The 20595-nt window shown below is 43.4% G+C and carries 14 protein-coding genes; 3 read left to right on the forward strand and 11 right to left on the reverse strand.

Annotation, left to right across the window (positions count from 1 at the left end; translation table 11 throughout):
• Positions 1-314: 314 nt before the first annotated feature.
• From AC4BAP_RS04030 to AC4BAP_RS04040, 3 genes are read left to right on the forward strand one after another with little or no spacing between them, the layout of a single operon-like run.
• The gene (locus AC4BAP_RS04030; RefSeq protein ID WP_490581337.1) at positions 315-3488 is read left to right on the forward strand and encodes a SusC/RagA family TonB-linked outer membrane protein; all 3174 of its coding nucleotides are present in this window, start codon (positions 315-317) and stop codon (positions 3486-3488) included.
• Between the two features lie 18 nt (positions 3489-3506).
• A complete protein-coding gene (locus AC4BAP_RS04035) occupies positions 3507-5018 on the forward strand; it encodes a SusD/RagB family nutrient-binding outer membrane lipoprotein (RefSeq protein WP_490581338.1) in 1512 nt (503 codons plus the stop codon).
• A gap of 24 nt (positions 5019-5042) precedes the next feature.
• Positions 5043-5621 carry a hypothetical protein gene (locus AC4BAP_RS04040; protein ID WP_490581339.1) on the forward strand — a complete coding sequence of 193 codons (579 nt, stop codon included), beginning with the start codon at positions 5043-5045 and terminating at the stop codon, positions 5619-5621.
• A 528-nt stretch (positions 5622-6149) separates the two neighbouring features.
• On the opposite strand, the gene AC4BAP_RS04045 is transcribed toward AC4BAP_RS04040, so the two are convergent.
• From AC4BAP_RS04045 to AC4BAP_RS04095, 11 genes are all read right to left on the reverse strand, one after another.
• On the reverse strand, positions 6150-7514 hold the full coding sequence (locus AC4BAP_RS04045) for a SusD/RagB family nutrient-binding outer membrane lipoprotein (RefSeq protein WP_490581340.1): 1365 nt from the start codon (positions 7512-7514) through the stop codon (positions 6150-6152).
• 24 nt (positions 7515-7538) lie between these two features.
• The gene (locus tag AC4BAP_RS04050) at positions 7539-10724 is read right to left on the reverse strand and encodes a SusC/RagA family TonB-linked outer membrane protein (RefSeq protein WP_490581341.1); all 3186 of its coding nucleotides are present in this window, start codon (positions 10722-10724) and stop codon (positions 7539-7541) included.
• 501 nt (positions 10725-11225) lie between these two features.
• A protein-coding gene (prfB, locus tag AC4BAP_RS04055; RefSeq protein WP_490581342.1) for a peptide chain release factor 2 occupies positions 11226-12303 on the reverse strand; the annotation gives its coding sequence in 2 pieces (ribosomal slippage) (positions 11226-12242 and positions 12244-12303; 1077 coding nt in all).
• Positions 12304-12394: 91 nt separating this feature from the next.
• Positions 12395-13468, reverse strand: coding sequence for a branched-chain amino acid aminotransferase (locus tag AC4BAP_RS04060; RefSeq protein ID WP_490581343.1), 1074 nt, complete (start codon positions 13466-13468; stop codon positions 12395-12397).
• A gap of 30 nt (positions 13469-13498) precedes the next feature.
• Positions 13499-14047, reverse strand: a complete 549-nt coding sequence (locus AC4BAP_RS04065; protein ID WP_490581344.1) for a cob(I)yrinic acid a,c-diamide adenosyltransferase — start codon at positions 14045-14047, stop codon at positions 13499-13501.
• Entirely contained in the window at positions 14048-14776 is a 729-nt protein-coding gene (locus AC4BAP_RS04070; protein WP_490581345.1) for an ABC transporter ATP-binding protein, read from the reverse strand.
• A gap of 10 nt (positions 14777-14786) precedes the next feature.
• Complete coding sequence (locus AC4BAP_RS04075; RefSeq protein WP_490581346.1) at positions 14787-17828, reverse strand: tetratricopeptide repeat protein; 3042 nt, start codon at positions 17826-17828, stop codon at positions 14787-14789.
• 123 nt (positions 17829-17951) lie between these two features.
• Positions 17952-18239 (reverse strand): Asp-tRNA(Asn)/Glu-tRNA(Gln) amidotransferase subunit GatC, encoded by a 288-nt coding sequence (gatC, locus tag AC4BAP_RS04080; RefSeq protein ID WP_490581347.1) that lies wholly within the window; start codon positions 18237-18239, stop codon positions 17952-17954.
• Complete coding sequence (locus AC4BAP_RS04085) at positions 18187-18987, reverse strand: lysophospholipid acyltransferase family protein (RefSeq protein ID WP_490581348.1); 801 nt, start codon at positions 18985-18987, stop codon at positions 18187-18189. The genes gatC and AC4BAP_RS04085 overlap by 53 nt, the downstream gene beginning before the upstream one ends.
• 193 nt (positions 18988-19180) lie before the next feature.
• Positions 19181-19738 carry an NUDIX domain-containing protein gene (locus AC4BAP_RS04090; RefSeq protein ID WP_490581349.1) on the reverse strand — a complete coding sequence of 186 codons (558 nt, stop codon included), beginning with the start codon at positions 19736-19738 and terminating at the stop codon, positions 19181-19183.
• Positions 19739-19919: 181 nt separating this feature from the next.
• The gene (locus tag AC4BAP_RS04095) at positions 19920-20249 is read right to left on the reverse strand and encodes a DUF1801 domain-containing protein (RefSeq protein ID WP_490581350.1); all 330 of its coding nucleotides are present in this window, start codon (positions 20247-20249) and stop codon (positions 19920-19922) included.
• Positions 20250-20595: the final 346 nt, after the last annotated feature.

Below are 20595 nucleotides of genomic sequence, written 5' to 3' on the forward strand. Positions count from 1 at the left end.
CAAAGGATATTAAACAATAAATGACTTTATGCTCTATAAAATAAAACACACAATACACTGAATTTCAGATATTTGAATACTTAATTCTATATAAAACCCTAACAGCTATTAATTTTTATCGTATAAAGTGAAAATGTATTACATTATTAATCAATTACTATATTGTAATACCTCAAAAGCACCTATTCCCTCCTAGCCTCACTTAAGGCTATACACTGTATATCGGCAGCCATTCCAGCACCTCACCCTACTGGTTAATGTTAAACTATTGCAAACACTTATGTATTATATTTTAACCATAACCCACTCTACAAATGAAAAGACTACTACTACTGGGTTTTGTGCTGATACTAATTTTGCTTCATCAGCAAGTAATAGCACAAGGCAGAACAGTAACAGGAAAAGTTACTGACCAAGAAACAGGCCAAGGGCTACCAGGCGTAGCTGTTTTGGTGAAAGGTACAACTATTGGTACCACTACTGGCGCCAATGGCGATTATTCTATTAATGTACCTGCAACAGGAAACACACTTGTATACCGATTCATTGGCTATTCAACTGTTGAAAGAGCAATAGGTAACGCAAGCACAATTAATGTAACAATGCAGGTAGATGCTAGACAGTTAGAAGAAGTTGTTGTGACTGCAGTAGGTATTGAACGACAAAAAAGATCATTGGCATATGCTGTACAGGATGTAGGTGGAGAGCAAGTAGCTCAAAAGTCCGAGCCTAATGTTGTAAATGCTTTGCAGGGCAAGGTATCTGGTGTCGAAATTATTTCTTCTAGTGGTGTACCAGGCTCAGGGACACAGGTATTTATTAGAGGCCTTTCTTCTGCAACAGGTAATAATCAACCACTCTTTGTTGTAGATGGGATTCCAATTGATAACTCTACTAATTTTACTTCCAGCCCAACAGTTGGTGGTGCTGCATATTCAAACCGGGCTCTTGATCTTAATCCAAATGACATTCAATCTATGACAGTACTAAAGGGACCTGCCGCAGCCGCGCTTTATGGATCTAGAGCAGGAAATGGAGCTATCATCATTACTACAAAACGTGGTAAAGCGGGAGCGGATAACCAAAAATTCCAAGTTACTGTAGCGTCAAGTTATAGCACACAATCAGTTTATGGATTACCTGAGTATAACAATGATTATGGTCAGGGCACCACAGGGCGTTATAATCCAGCAGTAACAGATAACTGGGGACCACGTTTTGACAGACCCGGACTCATAACTGTACCACTTGTTGCAGGCAACCCCGTAACTTCTATTCCCTGGCAAGCACATCTAGATAACGTTGAAGATGCTTTTGACAGAGGTCATATTATAGATAACTCTCTCCAACTTTCAGGAGGTAAAGATAATGTTAGATATGTGTTTAGTGGTAGTAGTACTAATCAGACAGGCATTATTCCAAATAGTGGTTTAGACCGAATTACCCTTAGAGCTGCAGGTAACGCTAATTTGGCACATGGCATCTCGATAGATGGCTCAATACTTTACTCAAATACAGAACAGGAAGGAACCCAACAGGGTAATTCGGGATCAAGCCCATGGTTTACACTACCGTTTATACCGAGGAGCTACCCAATTAATGACATACCATTTAAATTAGCTCCAGGTGTTCAAGCTCCTTCTTTATTTACATCAATAAACAGAGATAATCCATTATGGTCTTTCAATGAAAACTTTTATGAAAGTGATGTAAATAGAACCATAACGAGTGCCACTGTTAACTGGCAGCCAACCTTTTTTGAAGACATAAGATTTACATATCGTGTTGGTCTTGACCAGTATACTGACAAACGACTAGAAGCATATGCAGTAGGCTCCATAAACTCAAATGGTAACACAGCGCAAAACCGAAGAGGCTCCCAGATTTATAACGATATCTTTTATGAGCAATTTAACCAGGATGTTTTTGCTGAATATAATAAAGAAATAACAGAGGATATTAAACTTCGATTCTTACTAGGCAATCAGATAAATCAAATTAAAACCGACAATATATTTATCAGAGCTGAGGATCTTATAGTACCTGAATTTTATAATCTTTCAAATCATAGTAATGCTACAACTTTTCCTGCTAACTCATCTTCTAAAAGAAGACTAATTGGCGCATACGCTCAGCTAGGCCTTTCCTACAGAAATTGGCTATTCCTTGAACTACAGGGTAGAAATGACTGGTCATCAACATTACCAACTGACGAGAACAGTTACTTCTATCCGGCAGTGAGTTTAGGCTTTGTGTTTACAGATGCATTCGACCTAGCTGGTTCGGTGCTAAGTTATGGTAAGCTAAGAGCAAACTATGCTAGAGTTGGGAATGATACTGATCCCTATCTAACAAATACTGTATTTGTGTTACAAAGCCTCGGTAATAACGTTGCTGGTATAACTTTCCCATATGATGGTACTGTTAGTGCTTACACCAGAAGTAACCGATTAGGTAATATTCTTCTAAAACCTGAATTCAAGACTGCGTACGAAGCAGGCGTTGAACTAGGATTTTTTGATGGTAGAGCATCTCTAGATGTAAATTACTTCTTCAATAAGACAACAGACCAGATTTTTAACGTCCAAATCCCAGGCTCCAGCGGTTTCACCTCTTTTACAAGTAATGCTGGACGAATAGATAATTCTGGCTGGGAAGTTGCGCTTAATTTCACTCCTATTTCTATAACCGACGGGTTTAGATGGGATAGTTTTGTAAACTTTACGGATATTGAAACTGAGGTAAAATCACTGGCTCCGGGTCTTCAGCAGTTTCCATTACCAACTGGAGCAGGAGGTGGTGGATTTACAGGTTTATCACCACTACTTGTACCAGGAGAACCATTTGGGATTCTTCAAGGCACTAGGTTTTTGAGAGATGATCAAGGGAGATTCGTAATAAACCCTAATAGTGGTGTACCAGTTGTTGACCCAAATCCACAGATTATTGGTGATCCGAATGCTGAATGGTGGGGAAGTTGGGGTAATACAATTGGGTACAAGGGATTATCTCTTAATGTACTACTCCAGTATGTTCATGGTGGAGATTTTTACTCAAGACAAACACAAATTGCTCGTTTAAGAGGAGTCCTAGAGGAACAAGTAGATAGAGAAAGGCCGTATATGTTCCAAGGCGTTTTGGCAAACCCAGACGGCACCCCAAGCAACATACCTAATAACATTCAAATTTCTGCACAGGAATACTGGTTAGCATTTCAGAATGCCTCTGAGTGGGCAGTATTTGATGCAACTGTATTTAGATTAAGAGAAATAACATTGGGCTATGATTTGCCATCAAAATTGCTTGAAAGAACCCCATTTGGTGCTGCGAATATTTCATTAACTGGTAGAAATCTGTATTTCTATGCCCCTAACTTGCCACATGCAGACCCTGAGTCTAACCAGTTAGGCGGTAACACCCGTGGTTTTGAGTTTAACTCACCTCCACAAACACGTAACTATGGAATAAACTTACGCTTCACCTTCTAACCTCAACTTAATACGACAATGAAAAAAATATATATAATTATAAAATCCATGGCATTAACAGCATTTTTGCTAACTGCCACAGCATGCGAGGATTATCTTGACATCAATGTTAACCCTAACAATTTGCCATCTGCTCCAATTCAGAACTTACTTCCAGGAGCAGAAATTGCAACAGGATTTTATGTTGGCAACAATGTCCAGATAGTTAGTTCTCTTTGGATACAACATATGGCTGGCACAGGTACTCAAACAGATCCTTATGACAGATATAATGTATCGCCAGCAGACTTTAATAATGAATGGAACTTAGCATATGCAACACTACTAGATGACCTACAAGAAATAATTAACACAGGTACTGCTAACAATAATTTTTTCCATGTAGGCATGGCCCAGATTTTACAGGCATATGTGTGGGCGGTAACAACTGATATATGGGGCGACATCCCGTTCCAGCAGGCATTAAATTTCAATGAGTTTCCTAAACCTACGTATGACCCGCAAGAGCAAATATATAATGCCCTTATCACGCAGATTAACACAGGGATTGCGAATTTAGATAAAGGTAATTCGCCTACTCTTGCCCCTTCAAATGGTGACTTAATCTATAATGGTAATATCACTAAGTGGAAGAGGGCCGCGAATTCAATTAAGCTGAAGCTTTTGTTACAAAGTAGACTTAAAAACCCGAATTCTGCTGCTCAAATTACTCAGTTGGTACAGGAAAACTTACTTATCACTTCAAATGCTGATAATTTTACGGTTCCTTTTACCAGTTCAGCTGGCTCACAAAATCCTATTTATCAATACTCGCACCTTACAAGAGCTAATGATTTGATTTTGAGTCAACGATTCTTAGACTCTTTACGTGCAACAAATGACCCTCGGCTACCACTTATTGTTACAACTACAGGCAACAATTTTGTAGCTTATGACAATGGATTAAATGCTGTAGCTCCTTTTCAGGGTATAGCAAATCGCTCAAGATGGGGTTTCTTTGTTGTTGGTAATGGCACACTTAACTCAAATGGCACAATATCCAATGCAGGCGCTGCACCAATACGCTTAATTACAGCTTCAATGGTCCACTTTTGGTTAGCTGAAGCAGCTTTAACCTTAAATACACCCGGAGTTGCCGCTGATCTATACCAGCAAGCTTTACAATTAAATTTTGACAACATACGCACTTTCGTTACATCTGCACCAGCTGATTTTGCGACACAGGCAACCAGTTATATTAATACCCGGGTTTTAAGGTTTAACAGTACAACCAACACTCAACGTAAATTAAACATTTTGATTAGAGACAAATGGGTAGCCTCGGCAGGGAATGCTTACGAAGCTTACAATGACTTCCGTAGAACAGGATTTCCGAATTTGGCATTAGCTCAGAACCCTCAAGCTGGCGTAACCAGAATTCCAACAAGATGGCCATATGTCCTTTCCGAGATACAATCAAATTCTGAAAATGTTCCTATTCAAAATTACCCAGCTGGGTTAATTGTACCTGTTTGGTGGATGCCACAATAATTTGAACCTAAAACTGAAATAATCATGAACTATATAAATAAACTCATCCAAAATACATCAATTATCTTTCTAGTGCTACTCGCAATGAGTTGCAAGGATGATGATTATGATGGACTACAGGACATTGATCCAGTACCAGCAGCAGCAATTACTTTCCCTGGAGCTGTTCAGGCAAACGGAGTACCTTTAATAGAAGATAACGCATTTATTATACAGCAGAACTCTATACAACAAGGTAAAGTATCTGTACAGATAAGCGTCCCAGAGGGGAGACAAATAACAGCAATATCAGTTGCAGCTCAACGATTTAGAGGAACTGTACCTGCGGCTAGTGTTTCTCCCTCAGTACCTACATTGGCTACACTACGTGCTCCTTCAACCAACATTACCAGAACATCGGCTCCTAACTTGGGCTCTAATATTCCTATAGGCCCTGCAAACAGTGTAACTTATGAAATTCCAATACCTTTACCAAGCGTATTGACTAACTCCACTTTAGGGAATTTACAGATTGGTGACGTTATAAGATTTTACTTCACCATTACCCTTGCAGATGGATCTGTACATAGGTCTATGGAGGCCAGAGTATATGTTGTAGGTTAACTAAAATACTTCTTAAATTATTTAGAAAAAATCAATGGAACCTAAACAGGTTCCATTGATTCTTTTAGAATATCTACATCCCAGAAGCATCATCAAATCTCGATCAAGGATAACATCTGCATAATGGGCATTTATTACACTTGATCTCAGCATAAAAATCAATTACATAGCTTTGCCAAGATTTTACCTCAGCTAATTAAAGCCCATATGTAGGGACTACTAAATTTTGCTAAACTTTCCCTCTTATGCTGTTTTCACCAGCAGGTGTAATAGCACGCCCCTTTAATTATCAATGAAAACGCAAACAACAGCTGATGCATACATTATAAACTGAACTCTAAATAGTTTCGAAATATACAATTGCCATATCAAGCATATTATCTAATTAATTTGATATCTAGTCTATTGTACAAATTTCAAAACTACTCTTGAAACTTCATTAAAAGGTTTTCCCATAGATAAGTAAAGTATAAGCCTGCCCTCTACGAGAGGCAGGCTTATACTTTACTTATCAAATTTTAAATTTGGTTATTTATCCCAGAATAATGGAGTTGTTGGTGTCACATTAGGGACATTATCAGCATTAAACAATCTTTCACTTTCAGGATATGGAAAACGTAGAGGCCTTGGCGCTAATGCATTTGCAACAGGTGGCACATCAGGCAAGCCTGTTCTGCGGAGATCAACCCAAGTTTCAAATGTTGCAAACATCGTAATATACTTTTGGGTCATTATTTGTTGTAAACTAATTGTGGCTGCTGTTGCACTCGCATTTTGTGCGACATACACTGGGTAAACATCCGTGCCTGTTACGTTTCTCAACGAGGCTTTTACAGCCATATTATAAGCATCTGCTGCTTGTGCTCTTTCTCCTAATCTTAAGTGAGCCTCAGCTTTAATAAATAAAGCTTCTGGGTAAGTAATAAAAGGCACAGGGGCGTCAATCGCAGCCCTGAATGGTCCCATATCTGCACCGGTTTCAGCAACTCCAGCTCTAGCACCTTGGAAGCTACCATTCAGCGGTTTAACATACCTATCTAATCTTGGGTCATTAGTATTTATTAATAAATCAGTAAAATACTTAGCCATCACTACGTCACCTCTTTGTTGATTAAATTGGTAATAAGGGTTAGCTTCTGTCTGGCTATCTGCAAATCTAAGAATCATATTATCATCATTACTTGTAAATCCATTGGTCAAGGCTGCTAAAGCTTGCTGTGCAGACTGTTGTGGATTAACTTCACTTAAATGATTATGATATCTGGCTTTTAATGTCCATGCCGCTTTGATCCATTTAGATCTATCGCCATTATAAATTAAATCTGTAGTACCGATTGGATTGGTACTTTGCGCAGCGTTTAGTTCATTTATAGCTTCATCTAAAAGTCTTTGAATAGTTTGATATATTTGCTCCTGTGGATCATAAGCCGGCTTAAAATTTTCTGTACCCTGAAATGCTTGAGAAAAAGGCACAGATCCCCATGCATCAGTAGTAACTCCCAATGCATTTGCTAGTAAAACTTTAGCCGCTCCTGATTGATGAGGTGAGTTTGTCTCCTGAGCCTTCTCAATTACAATTCTCAAATTTTGCATTACCGGATACAAATTGAAGCGCCAAGCATTATTTACATCCGTTTGTGTAATTTGATTTCTACCTATAACCAGATGCTGACGTCCTACCCCAGCCAAATGCTGTGTCAGTACGTTGGAATATCGACCTAAGTCTCCGCCTAAGGTATAAGCTAATCCAGCTTCAGCAGCCGGAATAATAAAACGAGCAGGAACATCTGTTGGTACATCCGGATCAATATTAGTCTCTTCTAAGTCACAAGATGCTACGCCGAGCAGCAAAAATCCGCTTAGAATATATTTTGTTATACTGATAAGTTTCATATTTCTATCTATTAAAGTCCTTTATTAAAATGTTACACGCAAGGTTAATCCATAACCTTCTGTATTAGGCATTGAAAAGTAATCAAGTCCTAAACCGTTGCTTTGCCCAGTTAAGTTATTTTCTGGGTCTATTCCACTATAATCAGTATTAAGCCATAAGTTTCTGGCATTGAAAGCAATACTTGCTGCTTTTACTGGTGAGTTTTTTAACCAAAGTCCAGGCAAGTTGTATGAAAGTGTTAACTCCCTAAGTCTTACCCAAGAACCGTCTTCAATGAATTGTTCATCAATAATACCGAATCCGCCACCATTAGCTGTATACCAGTTTTGATCAAGAACGACCTCTTGCGTATTTGGTGTACCATCACGTCTTACCCCTTCAAAAACAAACCTTTCTCCTCTACTTTCAGTTCTCTTACTTGTACCAAAAAAGTTCATAACCCCTACTGTACCATTCCAAATATCACCACCTTCACGAATATCTAACAAAGCAGAGAGTGTCAGGCCCTTCCAGGTCAAGGAGTTTGTTATACCAGCAGTCCAGTCTGGATTAGGATCACCAATAACTTCCTGACGTCCAGAAGCCAGTGGAAAGCCATCATCCCCTATAATTACTTGACCTTGATCATTTCTAGCAAATGTACCGCCGTAAAGTACTCCATATGGTTGGCCTACTACAGCTCTTGAACTTACACCTGTGAATCCATTTAATGTAATTGTCTCTACACCCGGAAAAAGAGATACAACCTCGCTTCGGTTTCTGGTAAAGTTTATGATAACATCCCAGTTAAAGTCAGTTGCTCTTATAGGGGTACCTCGTAAGACTGCTTCAATACCTTTATTCTCAATTTCTCCTGCATTTAGCACACTTGACAGGAAACCTGATGCGGCGGAAATTGAAACAGGTATAATTTGATCTTCTGATTTGTTATAATAATAGGTAGCATCTAAACCTAACCTATTATCAAAAAACCTAAGATCAACCCCAGCTTCGTAAGATTTGTTCTTTTCAGGCCTAATCGTAGGGTTACCAGCTTGTGTGGTTAAATCAAAACCTGTGACACCCCTGAAAGGAAATTGAATCCCTGAGGTCCATCCATCGCCCCAATCAGTTCTTACAAATGGAGTCTGTAAGACATAAGCCGGTGCATCGTTACCAGCAACAGCATAAGATGCTCTTATTTTACCAAAGTCAAATACATCACTTCTTAAATCAAAGGCATCTGAAAAAACAAAACCTAAATTAACAGATGGATAAAAGAAAGACTGATTATTAGGAGGAAGTGTAGAAGACCACTCATTACGTCCTGTAAAGCCTAAGAAAAGATAATCTTTGTATGACAATGACAGGTCCGCATAAACAGCTGTTCGCTCTATTTGCGTAGTATTTTCAATTGTTACTAGGCTTGAAGTGTTTGATAGGTCATAAAATGTCGGGATAGCCATATTATTACCTTCTGCATATAAACGCTGAAATTTGGTATTGAAGTAGTTATGACCTACAATTAATTTAGCTCCAAAATCAGTTGATATTTCCCGATCAAATGTTACTAAGATGTCTGAATTTATATCTCTGTTAAAAATTTGATCTTCAACGACCCGACCTGCAGGAGCTGTTCTTGAGAAAATATCAAAACCACCTGAACGTCTGTCTGAGTACCAGTCAGCACCCAATCTAGCAGTAGCGCTTATCCAATCATTAAACTTATAGTCTCCCCCAACATAACCAATTAACCTATTAACGTCATCATTAAAAGGGTTTCTATTTACTGTCCAGAACGGATTATCGTATCCTGCACCTTCCCGATAAGTACGTTGTGTACCATCTGGGAAGACGTAGGCGCCAGGATTTTTATCTCCACCTTCGCCAAAACCACCCGACAAGTCAAAAGTGATCGGAGCACGGAGCAAGCCCAACATAACACCAGAAGTATTAGAGCCTTGTTGAATTCGGCTACCACCTGATTTGATATAATTGGCTGAACCGAAAGTTCTGAACTTCTCATTAAGATTTGTTGAACCCGTTACTCTGATAGAAGTACGCTCAAAGGTACTGTTAGGCACAATACCTTCCTGATCAGTTCTACCCAGCGAAACGTAATATTCTGCTTTATCTGTTCCGCCAGATATACTTAGGGTGTTATTCCAGGTTTTACCTGTTTCGAAGAAATTATCAAGATTATCATAAGCGATTGCGCGTTTCTCAGTTGCTTGTGGAGATCCTACGGGCACTAAAAAGCCATTAACATCATACTTATATGGTTGTCCATTGAAACGTAGTTGGTCTAAAGGTGCACCCCATGAAAGTGTGCTATTAAACCCTGAAAAAGTACCTGTAAATTCTCCATCTACACCTTGCGAGTACCTTTGTTGTAATTCAGGTAGTTTATTTACATAGTCTAGAGTATAAGTAGTACTATAATTTATTACCGCTCTTCCTTCTTTTCCTTTCTTAGTGGTAATAACTATCGCACCATTACCTGCTCGAATGCCATAAAGTGCTGTAGCAGCAGGCCCCTTCAGCACAGTTACAGACTCAATATCTTCTGGATTTAAATCTATTGCTCTATTTGAGTTCGCAACACCTGATAATAATGCATTTGCACCTGTAGTTGGATTACCAGCCGCGACGGTACTGTTATCAATAGGAACACCATCAACAACAAATAGTGGCTGATTATTGCCAGTGATAGACGTTGCACCACGTATAACTATTCTGGATCCTGCACCCGGAGCACCAGAAGCACTTGTTATATTTACACCAGCAACCTTACCGTTTATTGCGTTTGCTAAACTAGGTTGCGTGCTTCTTGCAATTTGGTCAGTGCTTATTTCTTGCACTGAATAACCCAAGGCCTTTGTTTCACGCTCAATACCAATAGCTGTTACCACAACCTCTTCTAGGCGTTTAGTGTCTTCCTGCATTGCTACATTAACAACATTATCAGCCCCAATTGAGCGCTCCATAGGCCTATAACCTATAAACCTGAAAACCAACACATTATTACCTGCTGGCACATTAAGTGTATAAACGCCATTTGCGTCAGTAGTTGTGCCAATTGTGGTCCCTTTTACTACAACGGAAACCCCCGGTAACGGCATTGCGTCAGCCGCAGTTACTACTTTGCCTGTAACTGATCTGCCCTGCGAAAAACCTTCTATTGACACTAGTATTGCCAATATAAAGGTTAATAGTAAACCTTTTTTCATACCATATTTTTTTTAGATAATACAACATACCAAATAATTTTACGGCATTACAACAAAAAAAGGTTACTTAATGAGTACAATAACAAATATTTATTGGATAATATTTATAGACACATATATTTATTTATCAACACTTTAAAAATACACATACTATTATTTACCTCAAAATACTACAATTAACCAATCCAATTGAAACGGTTTTTTTGTCATTATTTTTTCAATATGTATCTTAATGTTGAAGCTGTTTAGGGTATTGGCTAAAAGAAATCGAACCCGCCATTGTTGGAGTTTTTCACCAACAATTATAAGGCACTGGCTATTATACTTGCTGGTGAGAACATGCAGCAAGGGCAGGCAGTATGGATTTTAATAAACTCTAAACAGGCTCTTTATTAAGAATTTAAAAACTATTTCTTATTATCAATAAAGGAATGCTATAAACACAACAGGCTCCCTTTAAAGAAAGGGAGCCTGCTATTCTATAGTTGGCTTTATTTATACTTACGCCTGCATCAAGTAAGCTTTAATATACTCATCCAGATCACCATCCAGCACATTTTGTACATCAGATCGCTCAACGCCTGTGCGTATGTCTTTCACTAGCTTATAGGGGTGCAGCACATAGTTTCGTATTTGCGAGCCAAAATCAATGCGTTTTTTGGTGCTTTCAATCCTGTCGCGTTCTTCGTTGCGCTTTTCCATTTCGATCTGGTAAAGACGGGACTTCAGCATCCGGATCGCATGCTCTTTGTTCATGAGTTGCGAGCGTTCAATCTGGCACTCGATAACGATTCCGGTTGGCTTGTGCTTCAGGCGAACAGCCGTTTCTACTTTGTTCACGTTCTGCCCACCGGCACCACCCGACCTGAATGTGTCCCACTCGATATCGCTGGGGTTCACTTCAATGTTGATGGTATCGTCCACGACCGGGTAGGCAAAAACAGATGCAAAGGAAGTATGGCGGCGACCACCGGAATCGAATGGAGAAATACGCACCAAGCGGTGTACCCCGATCTCTGATTTCAGATAACCGTAAGCAAAATCGCCGGTTATCTCCAATGTGGCTGACTTTATGCCGGCGCCTTCGCCAGCATTATAGTTTATTTGCTTTACACCAAAGTTATGCGATTCGGCCCACATGATGTACATGCGCATAAGCATCTCCGCCCAGTCCTGGCTTTCGGTACCGCCCGCACCGGGGTTTATTTCCAATATGGCACTCAGCTGGTCTTCCTCTCCGCTTAGCATGCGTTTAAACTCCAGCCCTTCAACTGCCTCTACTGCCTGCTTATACTCTTTCTGGATATCCTCTTCAGATACGTCCCCTTCTTTATAGAAATCGAACAGCACATCGAAGTCTGACACGGCTTTCTCCACTTCATCGTAGTGGTCTGTCCATACTTTTATGGCCTTCACCTCTTTCAGCACTTTCTCTGCCTCCTTGGGGTCATCCCAGAAGTTTGGGGCAGTTGTGCGTGCCTCGGTTTCTTCTACCTGCTTTTTCTTGGCATCGTAGTCAAAGGTACCTCCTCAAGGCCTCTACTCTGGCCTTCAACTCTTTTATTTGCTCGGTTGTCATTAGCTATGCGGTTATACTTTATTTTAAACAGCAAAATGCTGAAGTATAAGCTCATTGTCATACTTCAGCATTTTAATCTATACTTTATACTTTACAGGCTGATGCGGTACACCCAATTATGCGGGTCAGGCGCCTGGCCGGTTTTGATCTTATCGAGTTCTTCAGAAATCCTGTTAGACACTTCACGTCCTTCCACTGCCGGCAGGTCCATGTCCTGGCCACTGTAGTGGATTGTGGCGATCTGGGCAATAGTAGCGGCAGTGCCGGTACCGAAAGCCTCCTGTAATTTGCCGGCTTTGTGCGCCTCCACCAGCTCATCCACAGACACCCTGCGCTCTTCCACGGTATAGCCAAAGTCACGGGCCAACTGCAACACGCTGTCTCGGGTAATGCCACTCAGAATAGTTGTGCTCACGGCAGGGGTCACCAGTTTGCCATCAATCACGAACATCAGGTTCATGGTGCCAGACTCCTCGATATACTTGTGCTCTTTAGCATCGGTCCAGATAAGTTGGTGATAGCCTTTTTCCTGCATTTTGCGTGCTGGCAGCAATGCTGCGCCATAATTGCCGGCTGCTTTTGCATAGCCAGCGCCACCCTCGGCAGAACGCACATAATGCGGCTCGACGGCTACTTTTAATGGCTGACCATAGTATGCACCCACCGGGCACGAGAAGATGGTGAACCTGTAGTTAGAGGATGGCCTAACCCCGATGAAATCGTCGGTAGCAAACATAAACGGACGGATATAAAGCGCACAGCCAGCAGTAGGTGGCACCCAGGCGGCATCGAGACGCAGTAGCTGCTCAAGCCCTTGCATAAAGATATCCTCTGGCAACTCTGGCATGCACATGCGTTCAGCAGAGATGTTCAGGCGCCTGAAGTTATCCAATGGCCTGAAAAGGAGAATATCGCCATCAGCGGCCTTATAGGCTTTCATTCCCTCAAAGATAGACTGCCCATAGTGCAACGCGGAGGTGGCCGGGCTCAGCGACATGTTGCCATACGGCATGATCTGCGGCGTTTGCCAGGCTCCGTCTTTGTAATCAGCCACCAGCATATGGTCTGAAAAGATCTTTCCGAACTCAATGTTATTGTAGTCCAGTTCCGAAATGCGGGAGTTAGTTACGCACTCGGCTGGTATCGATAATAGGTCTAATGACATAGTAGATTTATTTGATTCTTTCATGGAATGTCAGACGCGGGGTTTCCAGGTTATTTCTTCTGCATTGAGCTCCTGCGTCATTTTACGACATAGGGCAAACAGGTAGTCAGATAATCTGTTCAAATATTTTATGATGAGGTTATCCACTTCCGCCACCTCCTGCAGGCTAATGGCAAGCCTTTCCGCACGACGGCAAACGCAACGGGCCACATGGCAGAACGACACCGACTGGTGCCCCCCAGGCAGCACAAAGGCCCGTAAAGGCGGTACCTCGGCCGTATACTTGTCAATTTCCTGCTCCAGCAGCGCAATGTCTTCCTCGTGCAGGTCCGGGGTTTTCATTCTGGACTTATCGGGGTCTGTTGCCAGCAACGCACCAATAGTAAAAAGTCTGTCCTGTATTTCTTTAAGGATATCCAGGCGGCTATGGTTCACTTCCTGGTCACGCACCAGGCCAATATAAGAGTTCAGCTCATCCACGGTGCCATAGGCCTCTATGCGCAAATCTGCTTTAGACACACGGGTGCCGCCAATGAGTGCAGTAGTACCCTTGTCGCCTGTTTTAGTGTATATCTTCATTTAACTTGAGTGTTCAGCCTGAAGCTTTGCGGCAGTTACAATGTTATCGTTCAGCACATCCGATTCTACCAGACCATCGCGCAGACGCACGATGCGGTGTGCATAACGGGCAATATCCTCTTCGTGAGTAACCATGATGATGGTATTGCCTTTGGAGTGCAGGTTCTCGAACAGTTCCATGATCTCGTAAGATGTTTTGGTATCGAGGTTACCGGTTGGCTCATCGGCAAGTATAATACTTGGGTCGTTGATCAAAGCGCGTGCAATAGCCACACGCTGACGCTGACCACCCGACAGCTCATTGGGCTTGTGCTTGCCACGGTTTCCCAGGCCTACGCTTTCCAGTGCCTGCTGCGCCTTTTCTTCGCGCTGACTTTTGCTGTAGCCGGCATAGATCAGTGGCAGGGCCACGTTCTCCAGAGAAGACTGGCGCGGCAACAGGTTAAATGTCTGGAACACGAAGCCGATCTCCTTGTTACGCACTTCAGCCAGTTCATTATCGGTCATGTTGCTTACGTCCTGTCCGTTAAGGATGTACTGCCCACCGGTTGGCGTATCCAGGCAGCCGATAATGTTCATGAGCGTGGATTTACCAGAACCGGAAGGCCCCATAAACGCAACATATTCGCCTTTGTTTATCTTGATAGACACAGACTTAAGGGCATGGATGGTTTCGGCACCCATTCTGTACACCTTGGAAATATCGTGCGTTTCTATAATAACACCCATATAGCTAATCTTATAGTTGCCATTCGTCGGCCCTTGCTTCTGCCTGCTGGCGCTTTTCGTCTAATTTCTGTATAAATGTACTATATTCTGATGCAGGAAGCAAGCCTTGCAGCGCCTCCTTTGCCTGCTCTGCATAGCTGTACAACCCCTGGTCTATACTTTCCAGGGCATAGGCTTTATAAAGCTCCACAGCATACGGGTTATAGGTGATACCGCTCAGCAGCACATTGTAGGCTTTCTCTGTTTTAGGCTCATACTTATTATAGAAGTTTGCTGCTGCCAACACCACTTCTTCATCGTAGAGCAGCATTTTAAGGGCCTGCCCATACTTGGCCGCAGCCTCTTCATTACGCCCTTTAGCCTCTGCTACCCTAGCCTTAAAGTATAAATGCTGGCGCTTGTCGCGGTCTGTGAGGTAAAGTTTGTCCATCTTAGACAATAGCATATCATACTTACCAGTTTGTAACCAAAGCCGCAGCTGTTGCAGATTCAGCCTCGACCGCAGCTCACCTTCCGGCTGCAGCTTAGAGGAGGCATCCTGAATGGCATCATAGGCTTCTTTCCAGCGCTTCTTACCCATCAGGTAGTCCACTCTGGCAATGAGGGCACGGCGTTTCATGTCCTTATCCTGCACCGCCTGTACCAGTGTATTTACCTCGGCTGGGCTTAACTGCGGCAGAAAAGTAACCAGAAGCTGCACCTTGTCTTTATCCGGCGACTCTGCCACAATCCGCTGGACGTCCTGCTGCAGCACAGCTTTCAGGTCCTGGGCAACTGCAATCATGTCCTGGTTCTCTGTAAAACCTACCTCTTGCAGCGCCTCCACAGCCTGCTGTGGTTGGTTTGCGAGTGCCAGCGCATAGCCGTGTGCCAGGTAAGCATAAGGGTAACCCTGGTCCTTGGCGTTTCTAAAGTATGCCGCTGCCGCCTTGTAGTTGCGTTCTTCCAGCATCCAGACGCCAATAGCATAGTTGTAGTAACCGCTCTTGGCCTCTGCCTGCAACGCCAGACTCTCTACCAGTCTCCTGCCTTCCCGTGGCCGGCCATTGTAGTGGTGCACAAGGCCTTTCAGGTACAACAGGTCCTCGAAGAACAATTGGTTGCCCGGAGAGGAAAGGTAGCGGTTTATGGGTTCTAACCGGGCAGTGTCACCGGCATGAAGCCTGCTGATGGTCTGGTTGTAAAACAGTGTCATGTCCTCCACGCTTTCCAGCGAATCGGGGGCATAGGCTTCTTTGTCCCGAGGGTCAAGGCCTAACAACTGTCTTAGCACTGCAGCATTGCTGCGCAGCGTTACATACTTTCCTTTGATGGATTTATCCAGCAGGTCGCGGGCTGGTTCCAGCATGGCCTGGCGGGTATAGTATGCCAGCCTGTTGCTGTAGATAAAGTCTTTGTCTGAAGTATGCTCCTGCGCCAGGTTAAAGTAATATTCCGTGCTGTCCTGCACACTGGTTTGGGCATACATCAGGGCCAGGTTATTGTAAAGCTCAGCACTCTCCGGAAAAGCTTTTACTCCCTCCTGCAGCACGTACAGCTTTTCAAAAAAATATTGCTTGTCGTCGTAGAGGTTAGCCAGGCGCACATACAGTTTTGGGTTTGGCCGTTTACTGAGGGCATCTTTCAGGCGAAGTATCTCGTTATTGCGCTGGTTTGTTTTGCGGTACAAGGCAGCAAGGCCATAGTTAGCCTTCACGTTGTTCACATCGTACACATCGCTTTCCTGGTAGAAACGCTCTGCCAGAATGTCGTTGCCAGAGGCAAAGTATAGATCTCCGAGGTAACTGTAATAGCCTGCCTTGGCATACATGTAAGAACGGTACTGGGTGCGCACCACAAGTATGGCACAGATGATAACTCCCATGATCAACATGGAGAGCAGCGAAAAGCTTTTTGGCTCATACACGACCTTGTAAACCGGCAGCCTCTTTTCTATTAGCCTGCCAAAGTTTATCATGATGTAAATAAAGAACGCAAAGCCAAAAGCAAGATGCGTGTACATGACCAGGTCGCGGTACAGGGCAGTGTAGGTGTCGTTGGCGGTGGCGAAGGCGTAGCCTATACTTGCCAAAGCCAAAGTGGCAAAAACCAGGTACAGCACTGCACCGGTTGGCCTGAAGGGGAAAAGCTTTTTGTAGATAACCTCCCGCTGGCGCATACCCCAGAAACCCGATATTGCCGACAAGATCAGGATAACGTAGGCGTTGATGTACAGTAAATCTGCGTGCAGATAGCCAATGTGGCGCAAATATAGCAGCACCAGGTTGATCAGGTATAAGCCTGCCACCAGCACAAACTGCCACACACTAAAGCGGCGCTCAGGTGTTTTGGCCTGCGTGTTTACCCAGAGCAATGCATGTATGTTTTCAGCAGAAACCCACACCATGAACAAGAGCGCAATGATAAGGGTACCAATACTGCTGTAGTTTACCAAGTGCAATGTAACCAGTTCAGCAGAAAACTCAGCCTCTGTATAGAACAGCACGCCCAGCAATGCCACAATCCCGAACATGGCCAGCAAACGCAGCGAGAACATTGTTTGCGGAAAGAAAGCCTGGAATGCGTAGCTGCCCAGCGCCAGGAATACAATACTTATCAGCAGGGCTGTCTGGCTGGCACCCGAACCAAATATGCTTAACAGATCGAAGTTGAAGCTTGCCAGGAACAGCATAAGCAGCAGCATGCCCACAAAGTATGGAATACGGCGCATGGTACTGATGGCTGCGGCATAAAAGGCAATGCAGATGGCAATAATGCCAATGAATAAAGTGGCCGCCGTTGTGTTAATAACCGGGAGCGTTACATCGTACTGCTCAAAGAGCAGATAGCCGTCTGCCGTAAGTGTAAAATCCTCCAGCAGGCGCGTTACCTCGTTTATCGGCACAGGCACTACCTGCAGGTCGGTTACCTTGTCCCAGCCATACACATAGTCTTCGCCGGCGAAGTAGTAGAACCCGCCCAGTGCAAGTGCCAGCAGGCACAAGGTCAATAAAAAAAGATAGGGATACTTGGTGTCAGTATCCCAGCCTTTCCAGAATTTGATTTTGCTCATACTTTTCTAGACACAAGTATCAAGACATAAGGCATAAGACTTTATACTTTCGCGGTCCGCTGCCTGCATTTGCACAGGCAAAACCCGGCTCCCAAGTTTCGTCTTTATACTTATGCCTGTTGGTTATTCAAGCACTTTTGGTACCCTGAAATAATCCGAGTCTTTTTTAGGGGCATTCAGTAACGCCTGTTCGTGTGTGATGGTATTCTGTGCCACATCTTCGCGCAGCACGTTCAACTCTTCAGACATATGCGTAAGCGGCTCTACATTCTCTGTGTCCAGTTCACGCAGCTGGTCTACCCAGTTCAGGATCTTGTTAAGGTCCTGCAATACCTCCTGCTCTTTTTCCTCGTTAAACTCAAGCCTTGCTAAGTGCGCTAATTTCCTGATAGTCTGAATATCTGTTGACATCTGTCTTTATATGTTTCGTTACTTCTGTTTGAATAATATTAAAAACCCGCTCTTTTAGCAGCGGCAAATCTGCCAGCGTCATGCCTTTGGTTTCGATCGGCTCGTGGAAAATGACCTTAAGCGGATGCCACCTCACCTTTAATTTCCCATCCAGGTCGGGCAGAAAATGTTGGTTGTAAGGCATGGTTACCGGCACTATCGGCAGCTGTTTCTCAATGGCCAGTTTAAACGGACCATCTTTAAAAGCAAGTAGCTTCTCCCCTGCTGTTGGCGGTATCGTACCCTCCGGAAAAATAACCAGGTTACGCCCCTGCTCCAGCGATCTCACCGATTTTATATAACTCTTGGCACTACTTACAGCGCTTTTACGGTCCACGGAGATGTATAGCTTCTCGTACACTTTTCCCCAGAGCGGCACCTTTGTAAGCGAGCTTTTGCCCACAAAGTTAAGAAATCCGGGGATGGAATGCAGCATCATCGGGATATCGAGGTATGAGCTGTGGTTTGGCGTAAAGATATACTGCTCTTTTGGGTTTAGCCTAAATCGCCACTCCACTATAAGAGGGGCCAGGAACATACGCAGGAACACAGTAGACCATACCCTGTTGATATTATGAACATGCCTGTACCAACTCTCTTTCCGGATCAGGAATGCCTGCAACGGATAGGTAACCACAAAAGGCACTATGAACCAGGTGCAGCACCAGGTGGTGTACAGACGGCGCGAGAGGTAAATTATCGGTTTCATGCACTCAAATGTAAGAATATTCCCTTTGTGTTCAACTCTTCAAGAACCAACGCGGCTACATAATAATTCAATAACGTGCCTTGCCGTAGGGTGGTATAAATTCAGGAGTGGTGAGCTACTTTTTAAAACCGGCAAACGATCAAACTCAAGCCATGCTTTGCCTTACCCATCCTTTTATAGTCCAGAGCTACCCTTATTTTTCCTGCTGAAGTATAAAATGTGCTTTAAGAATACCAGCCACACTGATCGCATCTGTTATCTCGTTGTTCAGCGCCATGCGCACCGCTTCGGCAAACGGCACTTTTTTGATGTGCAGTTCCTCTGTTTCCTCGAAGGCTGTTTCGCCGGCTGTAAGTTCCTGGGCTAAAAACACAAACCCTTCCTCGTCGGTAACTGAGTTGGAAGTATGCAAACGGCAGATATTGGTCCATTTGGCGGCCGTAAAGCCTGTCTCTTCCTGTAGCTCCCGTTTGGCAGATTCAAGAATATCGTTTTCCACCAGTCCGCCACCCATTGGTATTTCCCAGCTATACTCGTTTAGTGCATAGCGGTATTGCCCCACCAGGTAAGTATAGCCTTCGTCGTCTATCGGGATGATGCCGATAGCCTTGTTCTTAAAGCTCACCACACCGTAAATTCCTTCGCCGCCTTTCGGGTTAAGCACTTTATCCTCGCGCAATCTGATCCAGGGGTTCTGGTAAATATCACGGCTGGAAAGGGTGGTCCAGGGGTTGTGGGTTTCGTCGATCATGGCTTGTAATTTATACTTGGGCAAAGATAGGAGATTAGTGTTTGTGGTTTATCTAGCCGCACTTTTTTAAATAAGTCAGGTGGAAACTTACCCACCCCTGACCCCTTCAAGGAGGGGCTAGGGGTGGGTTTACACCTACTTGGCCTTTAGAAGACCTCAACTTAAGGTGAATACTGATTTGTTATACATAAGCTGCAGCAAACCATTCTTTTAGCAGGCTACTGTCTATGTCTGCGGTAGACTTCAGCTTGATGTGGCGCATGTCTTTTCCGGTGCCTTGCAGCAGGTTGTTTGGGTCGTTAAGCTTATCGTATTTAAAGAAGCCCAGGGTTACGTAGGCTTTAGCCGTTTTCAAGTAGGCAAAGTCTTTTGTAGCCTTAAAAATAGGTCGGCTCCATTTATACTCCTCTACCACACCTGGTACTGTCTCGTGTATCAGCTTCCGGATAGCCTCCATTATTTCTTTTTGCTTTCCAGCATTTTCGATGTATTCGGTTACCTGTGGGTTCATGGGTTATGACTTATACTTTTTAATCTGCCAAGTAGGCTTAAATTGTGGTATCAAAAATAGGAAATCAGCTTTAAATAATGGCTACAAAGTATAGCTAGAGTTTAGGTAAAATAAAAGCCCTGCGACAAGCGTAGCAGGGCTCTTGTTTCTTCTAATTTACTCTATCCTTTTGCTGGCGCGGATCTGTGATCCGTGACTTTTTATACTGTTGGATTTGCAATCCAACTGGGCCAGCCTGTCCCGGGCGCAGTCACGGGAAGGCCCAGCTATAGCCAATCACGAGCGAGGACGCTCGCGCCATGACTTTTTAGTTTGCTAAAAAGAAATGGCCCTGCTTTATATGTGG

The organism is Pontibacter sp. GD7 (genome assembly GCF_058216375.1).